We start from the raw sequence: 14,395 nt of genomic DNA, 5'->3' as shown, positions 1-14,395 counted from the left end.
CGCACCGGTCATAAAACGTAGCGGCTCAGGTCCGCAGAACGCGACAGATCACCGATATTGGTTTCCACAAAGGCGGCATCAACTGTCACAACATGCCCTGCCCTGTCAGGCGCGTGGAAGGACAGTTCCTCGAACACGCGCTCCATCACGGTATAAAGTCTGCGCGCGCCGATATTCTCAACCGAATGGTTCACATCGGCGGCAATCTTGGCCAGCGCGGCGATCCCGTCTTCGGTAAAGGACACCGCGACCGCTTCAGTCGCCATCAGGGCAGTATACTGGCGGGTCAGGGCATTGTCGGTTTCCGTCAGGATACGCACGAAGTCATCTTCAGTCAGGGCGCGCAGCTCTACCCGGATGGGCAGACGCCCCTGCAGTTCCGGCAGCAGATCCGACGGTTTGGCAATATGGAACGCCCCGGATGCAATGAACAGGATATGATCTGTCTTGACCGGCCCGTGTTTGGTGGACACGGTTGTCCCTTCGATCAGCGGCAGCAAATCGCGCTGCACCCCTTCGCGGCTGACATCAGCGCCGCGCATATCAGCACGCGCGCAGACCTTGTCGATTTCATCCAGAAAGACAATCCCGTTCTGTTCCACTGCTTCCAGTGCGGCGCGCGTCACGGCTTCGTCATCCAGCAGCTTGTCGGCTTCTTCGGAAATCAGCAGGTCGTGGCTTTCAGATACCGTCATCTTCTTGCGGGTTTTCCGCCCGCCCATCGCCTTGCCGAATAAATCACCCAGATTCATCATCTGCGCGCCGGGCTGGCCGGGAATGTCGAACATTGCCCCCATCGGATTAGCGGTATCGGCCAGTTCCACCTCGATCTCGGTGTCGTCCAGCTCGCCCGCAAGCAGCTTGCGGCGGAACATTTCGCGCGTGGCCTCGCGGGCGTCCTTGCCAGTGATCGCCTCGATCACGCGGTCCTCGGCGGCCTGATGGGCACGGGCCTTGACGGCCTCGCGCATGTGCTCGCGGGTCATGGCAATCGCTGCATCCACCAGATCGCGGATGATCTGTTCAACATCACGGCCCACATAGCCGACTTCGGTGAATTTCGTGGCTTCCACCTTGATGAAAGGCGCGCGCGCCAGCTTCGCCAGACGGCGGCTGATTTCCGTCTTGCCCACCCCGGTAGGGCCAATCATCAGAATGTTTTTCGGATACACTTCTTCACGCAGGTCAGCGGCCAGTTGCTTGCGCCGCCAACGGTTGCGCAGCGCCACGGCAACCGCGCGCTTGGCATCCTTCTGGCCGATGATGAAACGGTCAAGTTCTGACACAATCTCGCGCGGGGTCAGGTCGGTCATGGGGCATCCTTCTTGTATCTGCAGCACAGATATAGGCTCGGGGGGCGAAATTGAAGGGGTTGCGATTTGTATGGGCGATGTGTATATACATCACATTCTTACACAGCAAGGATGTCATTCGCATCATCACTGCCTGAAAGGCCCACAAAGATGAGCGAGAGCAATATCAAGACCTACACGCTCGAGGAAATCCGCCAGATGAAATCCCGCACTGACTGGGACAAGCTGCGCGCACAGGGCGATTATCAAGGCGAACAGGAATTCCCTGTGGACTGGACCCGCGCTAGACTGGTTACGCCCGAACCCAAGAAAATGATCTCCCTGCGGGTTGATCCCGATGTGCTGGAATTCTTCAAATCCCAGGGGTCGGGTTATCAGACCCGAATGAATGCGGTTCTTCGCGCCTGGATGGAGGCGCAGATCAAGCGCTGATCTTCTCCACCGTCAGGTTACCGTTGGTATAGACGCAGATATCGGCGGCAATCGCCATTGCGCGCCGCGCCACATCTTCGGCGGGCAGGTCGGTGTCCATCAGCCCGCGCGCGGCAGCCAGCGCGAAATTCCCGCCAGACCCGATGGCGGCCACGTCATGTTCGGGTTCCAGCACATCACCCGCGCCGGTAATCACGAACAGGTCGCGCCCGTCGGTGACAATCAGCATCGCTTCCAGTTTTTGCAGATACTTGTCGGTGCGCCAGTCCTTGGCCAGTTCAACGGACGCGCGCGCCAGTTGTCCCGGCGTGGCTTCCAGCTTCACTTCCAGCCGTTCCAGCAGCGTGAACGCATCTGCCGTGGACCCGGCAAATCCCGCAACAACCGGATAGCCCCCCGGCGTCAACCGCCGCACCTTGCGCGCGCTGCCCTTGATGACAGTCTGCCCCAGCGACACCTGACCATCACCTGCAACGACCACTTCACCGCCACGGCGCACCGCAATGATGGTGGTCCCGTGCCATCCGGGAAAATCGCTCATCGCGTCCTCTTCATCTTGTCAAAATACTTTCGCCGAAGGCCCTGCCATCCGGCGAAAGGGGCGCAGATCCCGCGCCCCTTGCTGCATTCTCAAACTTCGCCGCTAATCCAGCTTTGCAGGGCGGATTTCGGTGCCGCGCCTACCTTGTTGGACACGACCTGACCTTCCTTGAACAGGAACAGCGCCGGAATGCCGCGGATCCCCATCTGCGCGGCGGTGCCGGGGTTTTCGTCAACATTGACCTTAACGATTTTTACGCGGCCCGCGTATTCGACAGACAGTTCTTCCAGTGCCGGGCCAATCTGTTTGCACGGGCCGCACCATTCGGCCCAGAAATCAACGACAACGGGAATATCGGACTCGCGCACTTCGGCATCAAAAGTGGCGTCGGTTACGGCAACTGTGGGCATCGGCCCCTCCAGGATTTGGTTTCGGTTGCGTCCTAGTTATGCCCCTGCGCGCGGGGTTTCAAGCGCTGCCCTGTCCAGTGCGGCCATAACAATGTCGGTGGGCAGCCACATCAGTTGCGCGCTGGCCGTCCAAAGCAGCCCGGTGCGGATGCGTCGACCCGGAAAAACCTGTTGCAGCGCATGGGCATAAGCCCCCATCTGCCGCAGCAGCCCTTCGGGCACGTCGGCAGGGGATTGCGGGACAACGGCGTTGGATTTGAAATCCACCGCCTGCACAATTTCTTCGGTGACGATCAGCCGGTCAATCTGGCCGTTCAGGGGGCGGCCGAATAACATCGCGGTAATCTCCACTTCCGCCAGACTGCCCGGGGCGAACAGGGGCGCCAGTTCCGGCGCGGACAGAACCCCGCGCGCTTCGGCCAGCAGCGCATCCGGATCATGCGGGATGCCTGCATCACTGCTGGCCAACAGGTCAACGGCACGCATGGGCCAGTCCGCTTCGGCCCAAAGTGGCAGATGTTCAAGCAGCAGATGCAATTGCTGGCCGCGCGCCAACGCCGCGTCTTCGTCCAGTCCGGCATCGCCGCGCAGGGCCTTGGCCCCGCCAAGCGCGGATGGCGAAAGGTCGGGGGGGGCATCGGGCAGCGCCGCAACCGGCATCCACATGAAATCCGGCACCGGCGGCGCATCGGGGGGCGGCGGCGCACCGCCATCCGTGCCGGTTTCGGGCCAGTCCTGATGCTGATGGCGCAGCCCCTGCCCTGTCGGCATCGGACACGGCACCGCACCGGTATGCGCCAGACCTTGTGCAACCAGATTATGCCAGCAGCTTTCGCGCTTGGTGGTGCCCGCCCCTGCCACGATCAGCCAGCTTTCAGCCCGCGTCATGGCAACATACAGCAGGCGCGCATCTTCCTGCGCGCGGGCATCGGCGGCGGCATCCACAGCGGTCTGCACACCGGGTGGGGTTTCATCTTTCGACCCGCGCCACGCAACCGTGTCGGCCACGGGAAATATCTGCCTGCGTTCTGTCGGGGCATAATCGGCCGTGTCAGGCAGGATCACGACAGGGGCTTCCAGCCCCTTGGCACCATGCACGGTCATCACCCGCAGCCGCGCGCCTGCGCTGTCCAGTTCGCGCTTGATCTGCACATCGCCATGTTCCAGCCAGGACAGGAACCCCGTCAGGCTGGGCGTTTCCAGTTGTTCATAGGCCAATGCCTGCGACAGAAACGCATCGATTCCATCCTCCGCTTCCGGGCCAAGGCGGGCCAGCAACCGGCGGCGCCCGTCATGGCGCGTCAGCATGCGTTCAACCAGATCGAAGGGGCGCAGGAAATCCGTCTGTCTGCGCAGATCGTTCAGTACATCCAGTGTTGCGCCCTGCCGCTGTTCGCGCAGGCATGCCCACAGAAATGCCCCGTCGCGCCCATGCGCCAGCCGGAACAGTGCATCTTCCGACCAGCCGAACAAGGGCGATCGCAGACAAGCGGCAAGCGACAGGTCATCTTCCGGCGTGGCCAGAAAAGACAGAAGCGCGGTCAGGTCACGCACTGCCATTTCCCCGCCAAGGCGCAACCGGTCCGCGCCCGCAATTTCCAGCCCTTCCGCCTTGCAGGCGCTGATGATTTCATGAAACAGCGCAGCGCGGCGGCGCACCAGTATCAGCACATCGCCTTCATTCATCGGGCGCAATACGCCTTTGTGCCAGATAGGCACCTGCGCATCGATCATGCCCCGCAATTCAGCCGCGATCTGGCGGGCCAGTCGACGGGTATGGTGTTCCTCTGCCATCAGGTCCACCGGGTCAAACCAGTCCGGGTCGCCCTGCTTTTCGGGCTTTTCGATGACCGGCCATAAATCCACGCGCCCCGGCAGATTGTCGAAAAAGGCAATATGGTCCGGCACACCGCCAAGGCCCTGATCGTGGGGCGGGCGGAAGGTCTGATCGACACTGCGCAACACCGCATCCGAAGACCGGAAGGAATGCGCCAGAAGTGCTTCGTTCAGGCGCACGCCGACAGCGGCCAGTTTGTCGCGGAACTGGGCCTGCATGCGGTCAAACACCTGCAAATCCGCGCCCTGAAAGGAATAGATCGACTGTTTCTTGTCGCCCACGACAAACAGGGTGCGGCTTGCGTCGCGCGCGCCGATCCCGGCCGTGAATTCCTGCGCCAGATTCTCGATCACGCGCCACTGGCCGGGGCTGGTATCCTGCGCTTCATCGACCAGAATATGGTCCACCCCGCCATCAAGTTTAAACAACACCCATTGCGCCACGGACGGGTCGGTCAGCAACTGGCCGGTGCGGGTGATCAGATCATCGAAATCCAGCCAGCCGCGCGCGGATTTAGCCTGTGCATAGGCAGGCAGAAACGCCCGCGCAAAACGGTGCAGCGCAAGGCTGCGGGTCAGGCAGGCCAGCGCAATGCGGCGCGCCCGCGCGGTTTCAATGCGACCCATCAAGTCGTTCAACGGATCCAGCAGCGCGCCAAGCCTTGCCTGCGTGCCCTTGGTGGGGAAACTGCCGATTTTCGCAGCAAAGGGTTCCTTCGCAGTGGGGCCGGACAGGAATATCCCTTCAAGCGCGGGCAGAAGGGCAATATCAGCCCCTGTGAAGCCAATATCGCGCAGTTTGGCGGCGGATTTCTGGTCTGTCACGGTGCCGCCATCCAGAAACGGCAACAGCGCTGCGAACAGATCCGCCTCGCTGCCCAGAAACACGTCATCGCGCAGGGTGTCAGCGTCATATCCTTCGGGCAGCCCGAAAGCCGCGCGCAGATCCGCATCGGGAACAGGACCGCCAAAGGCATCGGCATTGGCGCATATCTCAACCAGCAGCGCGTCGATTTCGGCCCCGGTGAACACGGACGCCAGATCCGCCAGCGCACCCTGATGGCGCGGGGTTTCCGCCAGCCGGTCCAGCACATCCGCGCGCAGCGCATGCGCCGAACGGTCATCCATTTCCCGAAAGGCCGGTGACAGGCCCGCTTCCAGCGGAAAGCGGCGCAGCAGGGACGCGCAGAAGGAATGGATGGTCTGTATCTTCAGCCCGCCCGGTGCCTCTATCGCGCGGGCAAACAAGCGCCGCGCGTCAGGCAGGCTGTCAAGGCTTGCGGCCTGTTCGCCGATCATGTGCAATTCATCACGCAGGGTCTGGTCGGGCAACATGGCCCAGCGGCCCAGCAACCGGAACAGGCGGTTCTGCATCTCGCTTGCGGCGGCCTTGGTATAGGTCAGGCACAGGATGCGCTGTGGCGATACACCGCGCAGCAGCAACCGCGCCACCCGGTCGGTCAGAACCTTGGTCTTGCCCGACCCCGCATTGGCCGACAACCATGTCGAGGCTGCGGGGTCCGATGCGCGGTTCTGCGCCAGTGTGGCGTCATCAAAACTCATGCGTTGCCCTGCCCCGGCACGGGTTGGCCCACATGCACGACAACCGGCGCATCCTGCAATGTCCATTCCCCATAGCGCGACAGATGGTCATAGTCCGACTGTTCGCGTTCCATGAACAGCATCCGGCGCGCAGCAAAGCCCTGATCCGGTGCCAGATAGGCCCTGATCAGGGTTTCGAACTGGTCGCGGGTGGTGATGTTCAGATCCTCGGTCACGTCCATTTCTTCGCGTTTCGGTGTTGTGCCAAGCCCCAGATAGGTGATGCGCGCCACAGGCAACGGGCCTTGCGGCGCGAATGCGCCCGCTTCAACCATCACCGCCTGAAGCAGCAATTGCTTGTCAAACAGCGCCTGCTGTTTGCGGGTGGGCGGCGTGCCGGTCTTGTAGTCGATTACATGCGCGCGCCCGTCAGGCCACAGGTCAATCCTGTCGGGCTTCGCCGTCAGGGTGAATCCCAACCCGTCAAATTTCATCGCGCCCTTGGTTTCGCGCAGGATAATCTGACCGGGCTGCGCCAGGTGGAACGCCAGAAACGCCCGTGCCGCGCGCGCCATCCTTGCGCGCCACAGCGCCCGCGCCGCGGGCCATGGCACGTCGCTGGCCAGAACCTCATCGGTCATACGCAACAGTTGCGCAAGCAGGTCACCTTCCGGCGGGGCCTTGGTGAATTTCTCCAGAACCTTATGCAGAACCGTGCCGCGCAACAGCGCGTCCGCATCCGGGTGCAGCGGGTTCAGCTTGTGCAGTTTCAGGACATATTTCGCGTATATTTCAAACGGGTCGCGGATCAGTCGGCTGATGGCCGTAACCGGCAATTCGCGCGGGCGGGCCGCAACCGGCGGGGCGGGCGCGGGGCGCGGCGCGGGCGGATCAGTGGGAATATGGCGGAAATCCCGGTCAAAGGCGCTGGCCATGTCCAGCCAGAACGCACCGCGTGTCTGCATTTCCTGCCATGCCTGCGTGCCGCCCTGCTGCGGCAACCCCCTTATCAGATTACTGAGCCGGTTCAGCCAACGCGATGGCACGGTCTGTGCCTCCGCATCGCGGATGGCGCGGCTCAGCACCACTTCGGGGGCGGCGATGGCCTGCTGGAAATCATGCGCCGACAGCCCGATCTGGCGTTCAGGCAGCAACAGGCCCGCATCCGCACGCATGCGCCGGTTCAGCCATGGGTCGGGGTCCGGTGCCTTTGGCCAGACACCTTCGTTCAACCCCGCCAGAATGACCAGTTCCGCGCCTTGCACGCGCGCTTCCAATGTGCCCCATATCATCACGCGCGGATCGGCATTGACGGGTTCGCGCACTTCCTGCTGTTGCAGATAGGCGGTCACGAAATCCTGATAGTCCTGCGGCGTCATCGATCCGCCATTGGGGGCCTCGCGGCCCAGTGCGGCCATGGCGGCGAATGCCTGTTTACCCGCCGCCTGCAACCACAATTCCCCGGTGCCGGGATGCAGGCCGGCGGCCAGCCCTTCGGCAAGGGCCAGATGCGCGGCCACCAGTTCTGCCAGCGGGCGCGGCGTACTGTCAGCATGGACGGGCAAAACCTGCGCCAGCCAGTCCGCCCAGTCAGTACATTCCGCCGTCCCCCCCCATCCGCGCAGGAAATCCCCGTCGGGAAAGGCCACGGCCCGGCGCCGGACATGCAGTTCCAGATTGCGGGTGTTCAGCAAATGCGGGCCGCGATCGCCCGCGCTGTGGCAAAGCGGGTGTTTCAGCACCGTCAGCAGCGCCTGCGCATCCAGCCGTTGTGTCATCAGGGCCGCACAATGGCGCAGGAACCGCCCCGGCGCAGACAGGGCCAGCGGGCGGCCCGCGCTGTCATCGGGGATAATGCGCCACCGGTCCAGCGCCACAGTGACCATCCGCGTCAGGTTCCGGTCCGGCGTGACAAGCGCGGCCGATTTCCCTTCGTCTATGGCACTGCGCAGGCGCGCGGCGATGGCCTGAGCCTCCATCCGGGGGGACGGGGCCTCGATCAGGGTCATGCCCGCAGTTGCGGCACCCAGATCCTGCAACTTGCGCCCCTCGCTCATCCATTGGTCCGTCACCGGCGCGGGCCGCAGCGCCAGCGACACCAGCCGGTTGCGCGCCGGCGCGGGCGCGGGCAAGGCGGTCCATGGGGTAATCTGATCGGGGGCCAGATCAAGCTGGCCCATCAGGCGCCTGAACCTGAATTGCGGGTGATCCTCGCTGGTGAAACCATCGCCAAGCCCGTCCCAGACTACGCGCGGCATGTCGAAATCATATCCGGGCAGGATGACGGCACCTTGCGGCAGCCGCGCAACCGCCTGCATCAGCAGCGCAGTTGTGCCACGCGACCCGGTGGACCCGGCAATCAGCACCGGATCGGACGGAGGGGTCAGGTGCCACTGCGCGATCAGCGCTTCGGTCTGGGCGCGCAGCCGCCCTTCGGGGTCAGGCGTGTCAGTGGTGATGACGGTCTGCACCAGCCGGATGAAATTCAGCGCCCGCGCCCAATGGCCGGAATGGGTGCTGACATCCAGATTGTCCAGCGCGTCAAATGCCACGCCTTCGGCCTGCATTTCCGAAAACAGGCGTGCCAGACTGTCGGACAGGTCATAAAGCGCGGAACGCGGGGCCAGTCCGGGATCAGCACGCAGCAATCCGTCCACCAGTTGCGCGATTTCCAGACGCCTGCGCAATGGCGGCACGGGCGGTGGCATGCCCGCAGCCCCCCCCAGCGTCAGCGGGTCACTCACCAGACGGATGCGCGGCAGAATAGCCGGGCGCTGGTCGGACAGGCTAGCGCGCAACCTGCGCTGCATCCGCCCGGAATTGACCAGAACCGTCACCCGCGCACGGGCTTCGGGGGGAAATGCGGCCAGTCTTTCCAACAATCCCTGCGCCAGCAGATGCGGAAAATCCGCACCGGGCGGCAGGGCAAATACGCGCGCGCAGGTCTGGGGCGCAAACATCCGTGCCTGCCCGGTCATGACAGAATTTCCCCGGACATATCCGCCAGCAGCCGGTGCCAACGACCGCTGGCCGCAGAAAAGGCAAGCTGGCGTGCCTCCGGCGTATCACCCGCCGTGATATGCAGCGACAATGCCCCTTCCGGGGCCAGCTTGCCCAGTTTTTCAGGCCATTCGATCAGGCAGATCGCATTTTCAAACGCCTGATCCAGCCCCAGTTCCAGACATTCATGCGCACCGCTCAGACGATATAAATCCGCATGCCATATTTCCACGTCTTCCAGTTCATAGCTCTGGACAAGGGTATAGGTGGGTGATGGCACGTCTTCATACCGCCCGATATCGGCCAGCCGCGCCTGAATCAGGGCACGGGCGAAATGGCTTTTGCCAGCGCCAACCGGCCCATGCAGCAAAATTGCGTCGCCCGCAGTCAGACGCCGCCCCAATCTGGCGGCCAGTGCTGCAGTCATTTCAGGGTCGGTAACCGTCAGTGTCAGGATCGGGGTATCGTGCATGGCGCGACATTGCCATGCAGCGAAGATGTACGCCAGCCCCGTCAGACACGAATGCGGCTGCCCTTGTGTTTGACCGAGCGCAGCTTCACGGGCGCATCTTCTGACCCGGCGATGGCGGGACGTCCGGTGTCAGCCGCGACCGGAAGCAGGGCAGCCTGATCAACGCTGCGCACCCGTTCTGCATGATGGGAAAAGCCGGGATGGCCAAGAATATTTTCCTGCACCAACCGCCGGAAGGTCACGACAACGCCCCCCCCGACCAGCCGCTGCGCGCGCAATGCGATGGCTGTGCCCGATTTCAGCGTGCCGGTCCCGGTCAGTTCCGTATCGGTGTCCGGATCCGCGACAAAACCCACCAGTCGCGTCCAGAAAGAAGTCTTTTCACAAAGCGTAGCCCAATCCTGAATGGCATGTTCAATGCCGGAATCGGCGATATCGGCGCAGGGGTCACGCCCCCAAAGCTGGACATAACCGGCATTCGCAAAGACGGCCTGTCCCGCCATGTTAAACGCGACAACAGCGTCGGGCATCAGGTCCAGAATATGCTGGGCGGTTTCGATTTCGGCCCTGTATCCGCGCAGCAGGGTTGCTTCGGATGTGGTGTCCTGAACAAAAAACGCAAGCGCGCCATTGGGCTGCGGGGTTGCCGTGACATGGTAAATGCGCCCGGTTTCTAGATGCCAGTCCTCGCTGTAGCTGCCCGACGCCGCCGCTTCTTCCATCTTGACGATTTCATCATGCCAGGTGCTGAAATCTTTTGGTTCCGGCAGCATGCGCAACTCCCGCAATGTGTACAGCATTTGTCCAAGATCAGGGCGCGCCGCCAGAAAGAACGGGTCCAGTCCGGTCAGATCAACCAGCGCGGGGTTAAACACCTGCAACCGGCGATCGGCGTCGAACAAGGCAAGGCCGACAGGCAGGGTTGCAAAGGTGCGCGTCAGCATCTGCATCATTTCCCGCCGCGCAAATTCGGATTGCACCGCAGCGTCAATCGGCGTCGCAAAATGCAGCACCATGCAACCAGCCGTCACAGAATGATACGAATACCATCGCGGCATATCGTTGAAAGTCAGGCCCAACCGCCCCCCCGACATGTCCTGTTCTGCAAAAAGCGGCGGCAACGGCCAGGTCAGGGGTTGCTGGCTGGTCTGCCCGCTGTCATGCAGCGCAGCAATATAGGCGGAATTTGCCCAGAGAATCTGCCCCTTTTCATCGCTTTGCCAGATCAATAGCGGGGCCGCGCGTGTGACATCGCGCAGATTGCGCAATTCTTCATGCAACGCGTTGTAGCTTAGCCGGTCCATGGCCACCAGCGCCCCTTCGGCATTGGTGTCAGCAAGGCGCAACTGCGCCAGCCCGCTACGCCACCGGGCCGTCAGTGAAAGCCCGCTTTCGTCAGTCGCATCAAGCTGCAATGCACCCTGTTCAGCAAGCTGCGCAAGCTGTTGGTGAATATCGGGGAAATGCGGGGCGAGATAGGCCAGAAGATTATCAAGGTCACCAGCGTGCGCGCCACTTTCGCCATCGACCGCATTCTCATCGCTGATAGCTGACAAAAGCCGCCGCCCACGATCCGAACAATCGACAAGCACATGGTCACGGAAAATGAAAACCGCATCCTGATCTTCGATATCGGGCGAGAAAACCGGCGGCGTCCGGCGCCGGGACACGCCGGCAAAAACCATAAGCGCGCCCAGAACCGTCAGAGCGGACCCGACAGAAATTGTCATCCCAAGAAGCAGCGCATCCGCCATCGGCAATATCCTTCTGGAAAACCATTGTGCGTTCCGGAAAGATTGCCAAAATTTGGTTAAACATACGTTAAGTCAGGGATGGCTGTGTCAGATCTGCTTTTCGGGCATGAAAACTTTCAAGCCATCCAGTTCGTCAGTCACCTTGACCTGACAGGTCAGGCGCGACCGCTGGGGGTCCGGCTGATAAGCAAAATCCAGCATATCTTCTTCCATCGGGTCTTTGGGGGGCAGCTTTTCCACCCATTCCGGCGCGATATAGACATGGCATGTCGAACAGGCGCAGGCGCCGCCGCAATCTGCTTCGATGCCGGGAATGCCATTGTCGCGCGCGCCTTCCATCACGGTCAGGCCGGGTGCGACGTCCACCACATGTTCGGTTCCGCTGAATTCGACATAAGTGATTCTTGCCATGTTACCCTCTGTAAAAGAACGTTTTACGGGACATAAAATAGCACCACCGCTTTGACCAGCCATGAATTCGGCGGCAGATTTGATGGTTCTGGTCGCTATCACGTCAATTTTTTGCCCGAATCGGTTGGTATTGTTGCATTATGGGAAACATGACACATCCGCAGCACAACCTCAGCGCGATCCAGGTCCGGCCACAGACTGCCGTTTTCGTCAGCATATGCTCGGCGATGTTTCTGGCATTGGCGGGGCCTGCGCTGTCAAATCCGGTTGAGGCCACCCGCGCGCGGGTGGCACCGTCGCATATGGCGCTGCCACAAGCCAGCGCCCGGCTGTGCTGGGCGCGCTACGCGACCAGAGCCGCGCAAAACAGTGATATCATCGAAGAAGTCGCGTTCCGCGTGCCTTGTCCTGAACAGATGACAACCGATTTCATTGCCACATTGCAACGCGCCCTGAATGCGCGCGGGCATTATGACGGGCCGATCAACGGGCGCACCGACGGGCAGACCCGCGCGGCCGTGCAAAAATTCCAGCGCGCGCAAGGGTTCGACAGCCCCATTCTGACACTGGACACGGCACAACACCTTGGGCTTTTGCCTGTTGAGCTGGGCGGTTACTGACGCGCGTTCCTGCTATTGGGCGGATCGCAGGTCATAAAAGCGCGCCTGGGTTCTGTCCCATTCACGCGCCCCGCCCTGACATATTGTTTCGCTGGTTCGGGAAGCGGAACACCGGTGCCACCGCTGTCTTGCAACATGCGTCCCGGCCACAAAAAAACGCGCGCCATAACGGCGCGCGTTATCTTTCACATATGCCGCGGATCAGTCGTCCAGCGCAAGTGCTAGAAAGCGCGGGTCGCCGCCACGGCGCAGCAGCACCAACAGTGACCGCCGCCCTGCATCGCGGGCATCTTCGGCGCGCGCGCGCAGGTCTTCGGGGCTGGTCACCGGTTGCTGGTTGGCTTCGGTAATCACGTCGCCGGGCTGAACCCCTTTTGCGGCAGCGTCGCTGTCGGGGTCAACTGCGCGCACAACCAGCCCTTGCGCTGATGACGGCAAATCCAGTTCCGCGCGCAGGCTGTCGGTCATGCCCTGCAATTCCATCCCCAGAACGCTGGAGGGTGCCATTTCTGATGGCGCGGCGGGATCGGGGCTGCCCGGTGCGGTGGTACCTTCGGCCAGTTCGCGCTGACCCAGCGTTACAGTCAGAGTGACTTCTTCACTGCCGCGAAACACCACAACTTCGACATCGCGCCCGACAGAGGTTTCCCCGACACGGCGCACCAGCATTCTGGTATCCGCGACACGGCCCCCGTCGAACCGGACAATCACGTCACCGGCCTGCATTCCGGCATCCAGTGACGGGCCGGGCATGACTTCGGTGACCATGGCACCTTCGGCACGTTCCAGTCCGATCGCTTCGGCCATTTCGGCATTCAGATCCTGAATGCGTACCCCCAGCCAGCCGCGGCGGGTGCTGCCGAATTCTCGCAATTGGTCCACCACATTCACCACAACATCCGATGACATGGCAAACCCGATCCCGATGGAACCGCCGGTCGGTGACAGGATGGCCGTGTTCACACCGATCACTTCGCCATCCATATTGAACAGCGGTCCACCGGAATTCCCGCGGTTTATCGCGGCGTCGGTCTGGATATAGTCGTCATAATTGCCCTGCAACGCACGGCCCCGCGCGGAAATGATACCTGCACTGACGGAAAACCCCTGTCCCAACGGGTTACCCACAGCGATCACCCAATCCCCCACGCGGGATTGTTCGGCCATACCCCATGGCACAAACGGCAATGCTTCATCGTGATCGACCTTCAGCAGCGCGATATCCGTTGCCGGATCGGTGCCGATAAGTTCGGCCTGCAATTCAAGACCGGAGAAGAACTCTATCCGGATTTCATCGGCGCCATCGATGACGTGGTTATTGGTGACAAGATACCCGTCTTCGGAAATGACAAACCCTGACCCCAGCGCCTGGCTTTGGCGGGAACGGTTCCGGTTCGGCCCTTCCGGCGCGTCAAAGAAGTCGCGGAAAAAATCCTCGAACGGGGACCCTTCCGGCAGGCGCGGCATGCCTTCGTCAAGGCGCGCGGCGACTGTCGTGGTGGTGGTGATATTGACAACGGCCGGACTGACACGTTCAGCCAGATCCGCAAAACTTTCGGGACGGTCCTGCGCGGCAAGCATGGCCATTTGCGCCATCAGCAGAACAAACGCCAGGGTAAGAAGTTTCAGACCATACAGGCGGGATGGCCAGGGCAACGCATTTTGCGCGGCGCGTGAGATCATTTTATTCACTCCCTCTGGGGTACGGATTCCGGGACTGGTCATCAATGACGACCATCTTCCCGGAATAGATAAAGTCAAAGTGTGCAAACGCAAATCATGTGTTGGTATCTCAATCATATGTGAAAATCCGTCAGCAGGGCGATATGTGGCATCGCCATGTATCAGTTGCATGGATCAGGCCCCCATCCACAGTGCAACCGTAATCAGCATGCCCCCCAGCACCAATGCAAGAAGGCCAATCAGGCGCCGGATATCAACAGGCAGATCCGCGAAAACGCGCAACAGATCTTCAATGCGCCGAGGGGCCAGCACAAAGGCCAGCCCCTCCACGATCAGCACCAGCCCAAGGGCCAGAACCAGTGTCCATACGCTCACGCAGGG

At 61.7% G+C, this 14,395-nt stretch carries 12 protein-coding genes; 2 read left to right on the top strand and 10 right to left on the bottom strand.

Going from position 1 to position 14,395, the window contains the following annotated elements:
* Positions 1 to 8 precede the first annotated feature (8 nt).
* The gene (gene hslU, locus PUT78_RS01835) at positions 9 to 1,313 is read right to left on the bottom strand and encodes an ATP-dependent protease ATPase subunit HslU (RefSeq protein ID WP_274350331.1); all 1,305 of its coding nucleotides are present in this window, start codon (positions 1,311 to 1,313) and stop codon (positions 9 to 11) included.
* Between the two features lie 150 nt (positions 1,314 to 1,463).
* Between hslU and PUT78_RS01830 the strand changes: the two genes are divergently transcribed.
* The gene (locus PUT78_RS01830) at positions 1,464 to 1,745 is read left to right on the top strand and encodes a BrnA antitoxin family protein (RefSeq protein ID WP_274350330.1); all 282 of its coding nucleotides are present in this window, start codon (positions 1,464 to 1,466) and stop codon (positions 1,743 to 1,745) included.
* On the opposite strand, the gene hslV is transcribed toward PUT78_RS01830, so the two are convergent.
* The 7 genes from hslV to PUT78_RS01795 form a co-directional block, all read right to left on the bottom strand.
* Positions 1,735 to 2,286, bottom strand: a complete 552-nt coding sequence (gene hslV, locus PUT78_RS01825; RefSeq protein ID WP_274350329.1) for an ATP-dependent protease subunit HslV — start codon at positions 2,284 to 2,286, stop codon at positions 1,735 to 1,737. The two genes, PUT78_RS01830 and hslV, sit on opposite strands and share 11 nt — an antisense overlap.
* A gap of 89 nt (positions 2,287 to 2,375) precedes the next feature.
* A complete protein-coding gene (gene trxA, locus PUT78_RS01820) occupies positions 2,376 to 2,696 on the bottom strand; it encodes a thioredoxin (protein WP_274350328.1) in 321 nt (106 codons plus the stop codon).
* Between the two features lie 36 nt (positions 2,697 to 2,732).
* A complete protein-coding gene (gene addA, locus PUT78_RS01815; protein ID WP_274350327.1) occupies positions 2,733 to 6,095 on the bottom strand; it encodes a double-strand break repair helicase AddA in 3,363 nt (1,120 codons plus the stop codon).
* On the bottom strand, positions 6,092 to 9,052 hold the full coding sequence (locus PUT78_RS01810) for a PD-(D/E)XK nuclease family protein (protein WP_274350326.1): 2,961 nt from the start codon (positions 9,050 to 9,052) through the stop codon (positions 6,092 to 6,094). Before PUT78_RS01810 ends, addA begins: the two co-directional genes overlap by 4 nt.
* A complete protein-coding gene (gene tsaE / locus PUT78_RS01805; protein ID WP_274350325.1) occupies positions 9,049 to 9,546 on the bottom strand; it encodes a tRNA (adenosine(37)-N6)-threonylcarbamoyltransferase complex ATPase subunit type 1 TsaE in 498 nt (165 codons plus the stop codon). The genes PUT78_RS01810 and tsaE overlap by 4 nt, the downstream gene beginning before the upstream one ends.
* Positions 9,547 to 9,587: 41 nt before the next feature.
* The gene (locus PUT78_RS01800) at positions 9,588 to 11,300 is read right to left on the bottom strand and encodes a PAS domain-containing protein (protein WP_274350323.1); all 1,713 of its coding nucleotides are present in this window, start codon (positions 11,298 to 11,300) and stop codon (positions 9,588 to 9,590) included.
* A gap of 87 nt (positions 11,301 to 11,387) precedes the next feature.
* Positions 11,388 to 11,711 (bottom strand): 2Fe-2S iron-sulfur cluster-binding protein, encoded by a 324-nt coding sequence (locus PUT78_RS01795; RefSeq protein WP_274350322.1) that lies wholly within the window; start codon positions 11,709 to 11,711, stop codon positions 11,388 to 11,390.
* Positions 11,712 to 11,860: 149 nt separating this feature from the next.
* Here PUT78_RS01795 and PUT78_RS01790 point away from each other — a divergent pair, with 149 nt between their 5' ends.
* The gene (locus tag PUT78_RS01790; RefSeq protein WP_274350321.1) at positions 11,861 to 12,331 is read left to right on the top strand and encodes a peptidoglycan-binding domain-containing protein; all 471 of its coding nucleotides are present in this window, start codon (positions 11,861 to 11,863) and stop codon (positions 12,329 to 12,331) included.
* A gap of 201 nt (positions 12,332 to 12,532) precedes the next feature.
* On the opposite strand, the gene PUT78_RS01785 is transcribed toward PUT78_RS01790, so the two are convergent.
* Both PUT78_RS01785 and PUT78_RS01780 read right to left on the bottom strand, forming a co-directional pair.
* Positions 12,533 to 14,014: a Do family serine endopeptidase gene (locus PUT78_RS01785; protein ID WP_420793436.1), complete on the bottom strand. Its 1,482-nt coding sequence runs from the start codon at positions 14,012 to 14,014 to the stop codon at positions 12,533 to 12,535.
* A 174-nt stretch (positions 14,015 to 14,188) separates the two neighbouring features.
* A complete protein-coding gene (locus PUT78_RS01780; protein WP_274350320.1) occupies positions 14,189 to 14,389 on the bottom strand; it encodes a DUF2065 domain-containing protein in 201 nt (66 codons plus the stop codon).
* Between the last annotated feature and the right edge of the window lie 6 nt (positions 14,390 to 14,395).

It is taken from the genome of Roseinatronobacter alkalisoli (assembly GCF_028745735.1).
GTDB classification, from domain to species: domain Bacteria; phylum Pseudomonadota; class Alphaproteobacteria; order Rhodobacterales; family Rhodobacteraceae; genus Roseinatronobacter; species Roseinatronobacter alkalisoli.
The sequence above is the reverse complement of the archived record's forward strand: the minus strand, read 5'-3'. Positions and strand labels throughout refer to the sequence as shown.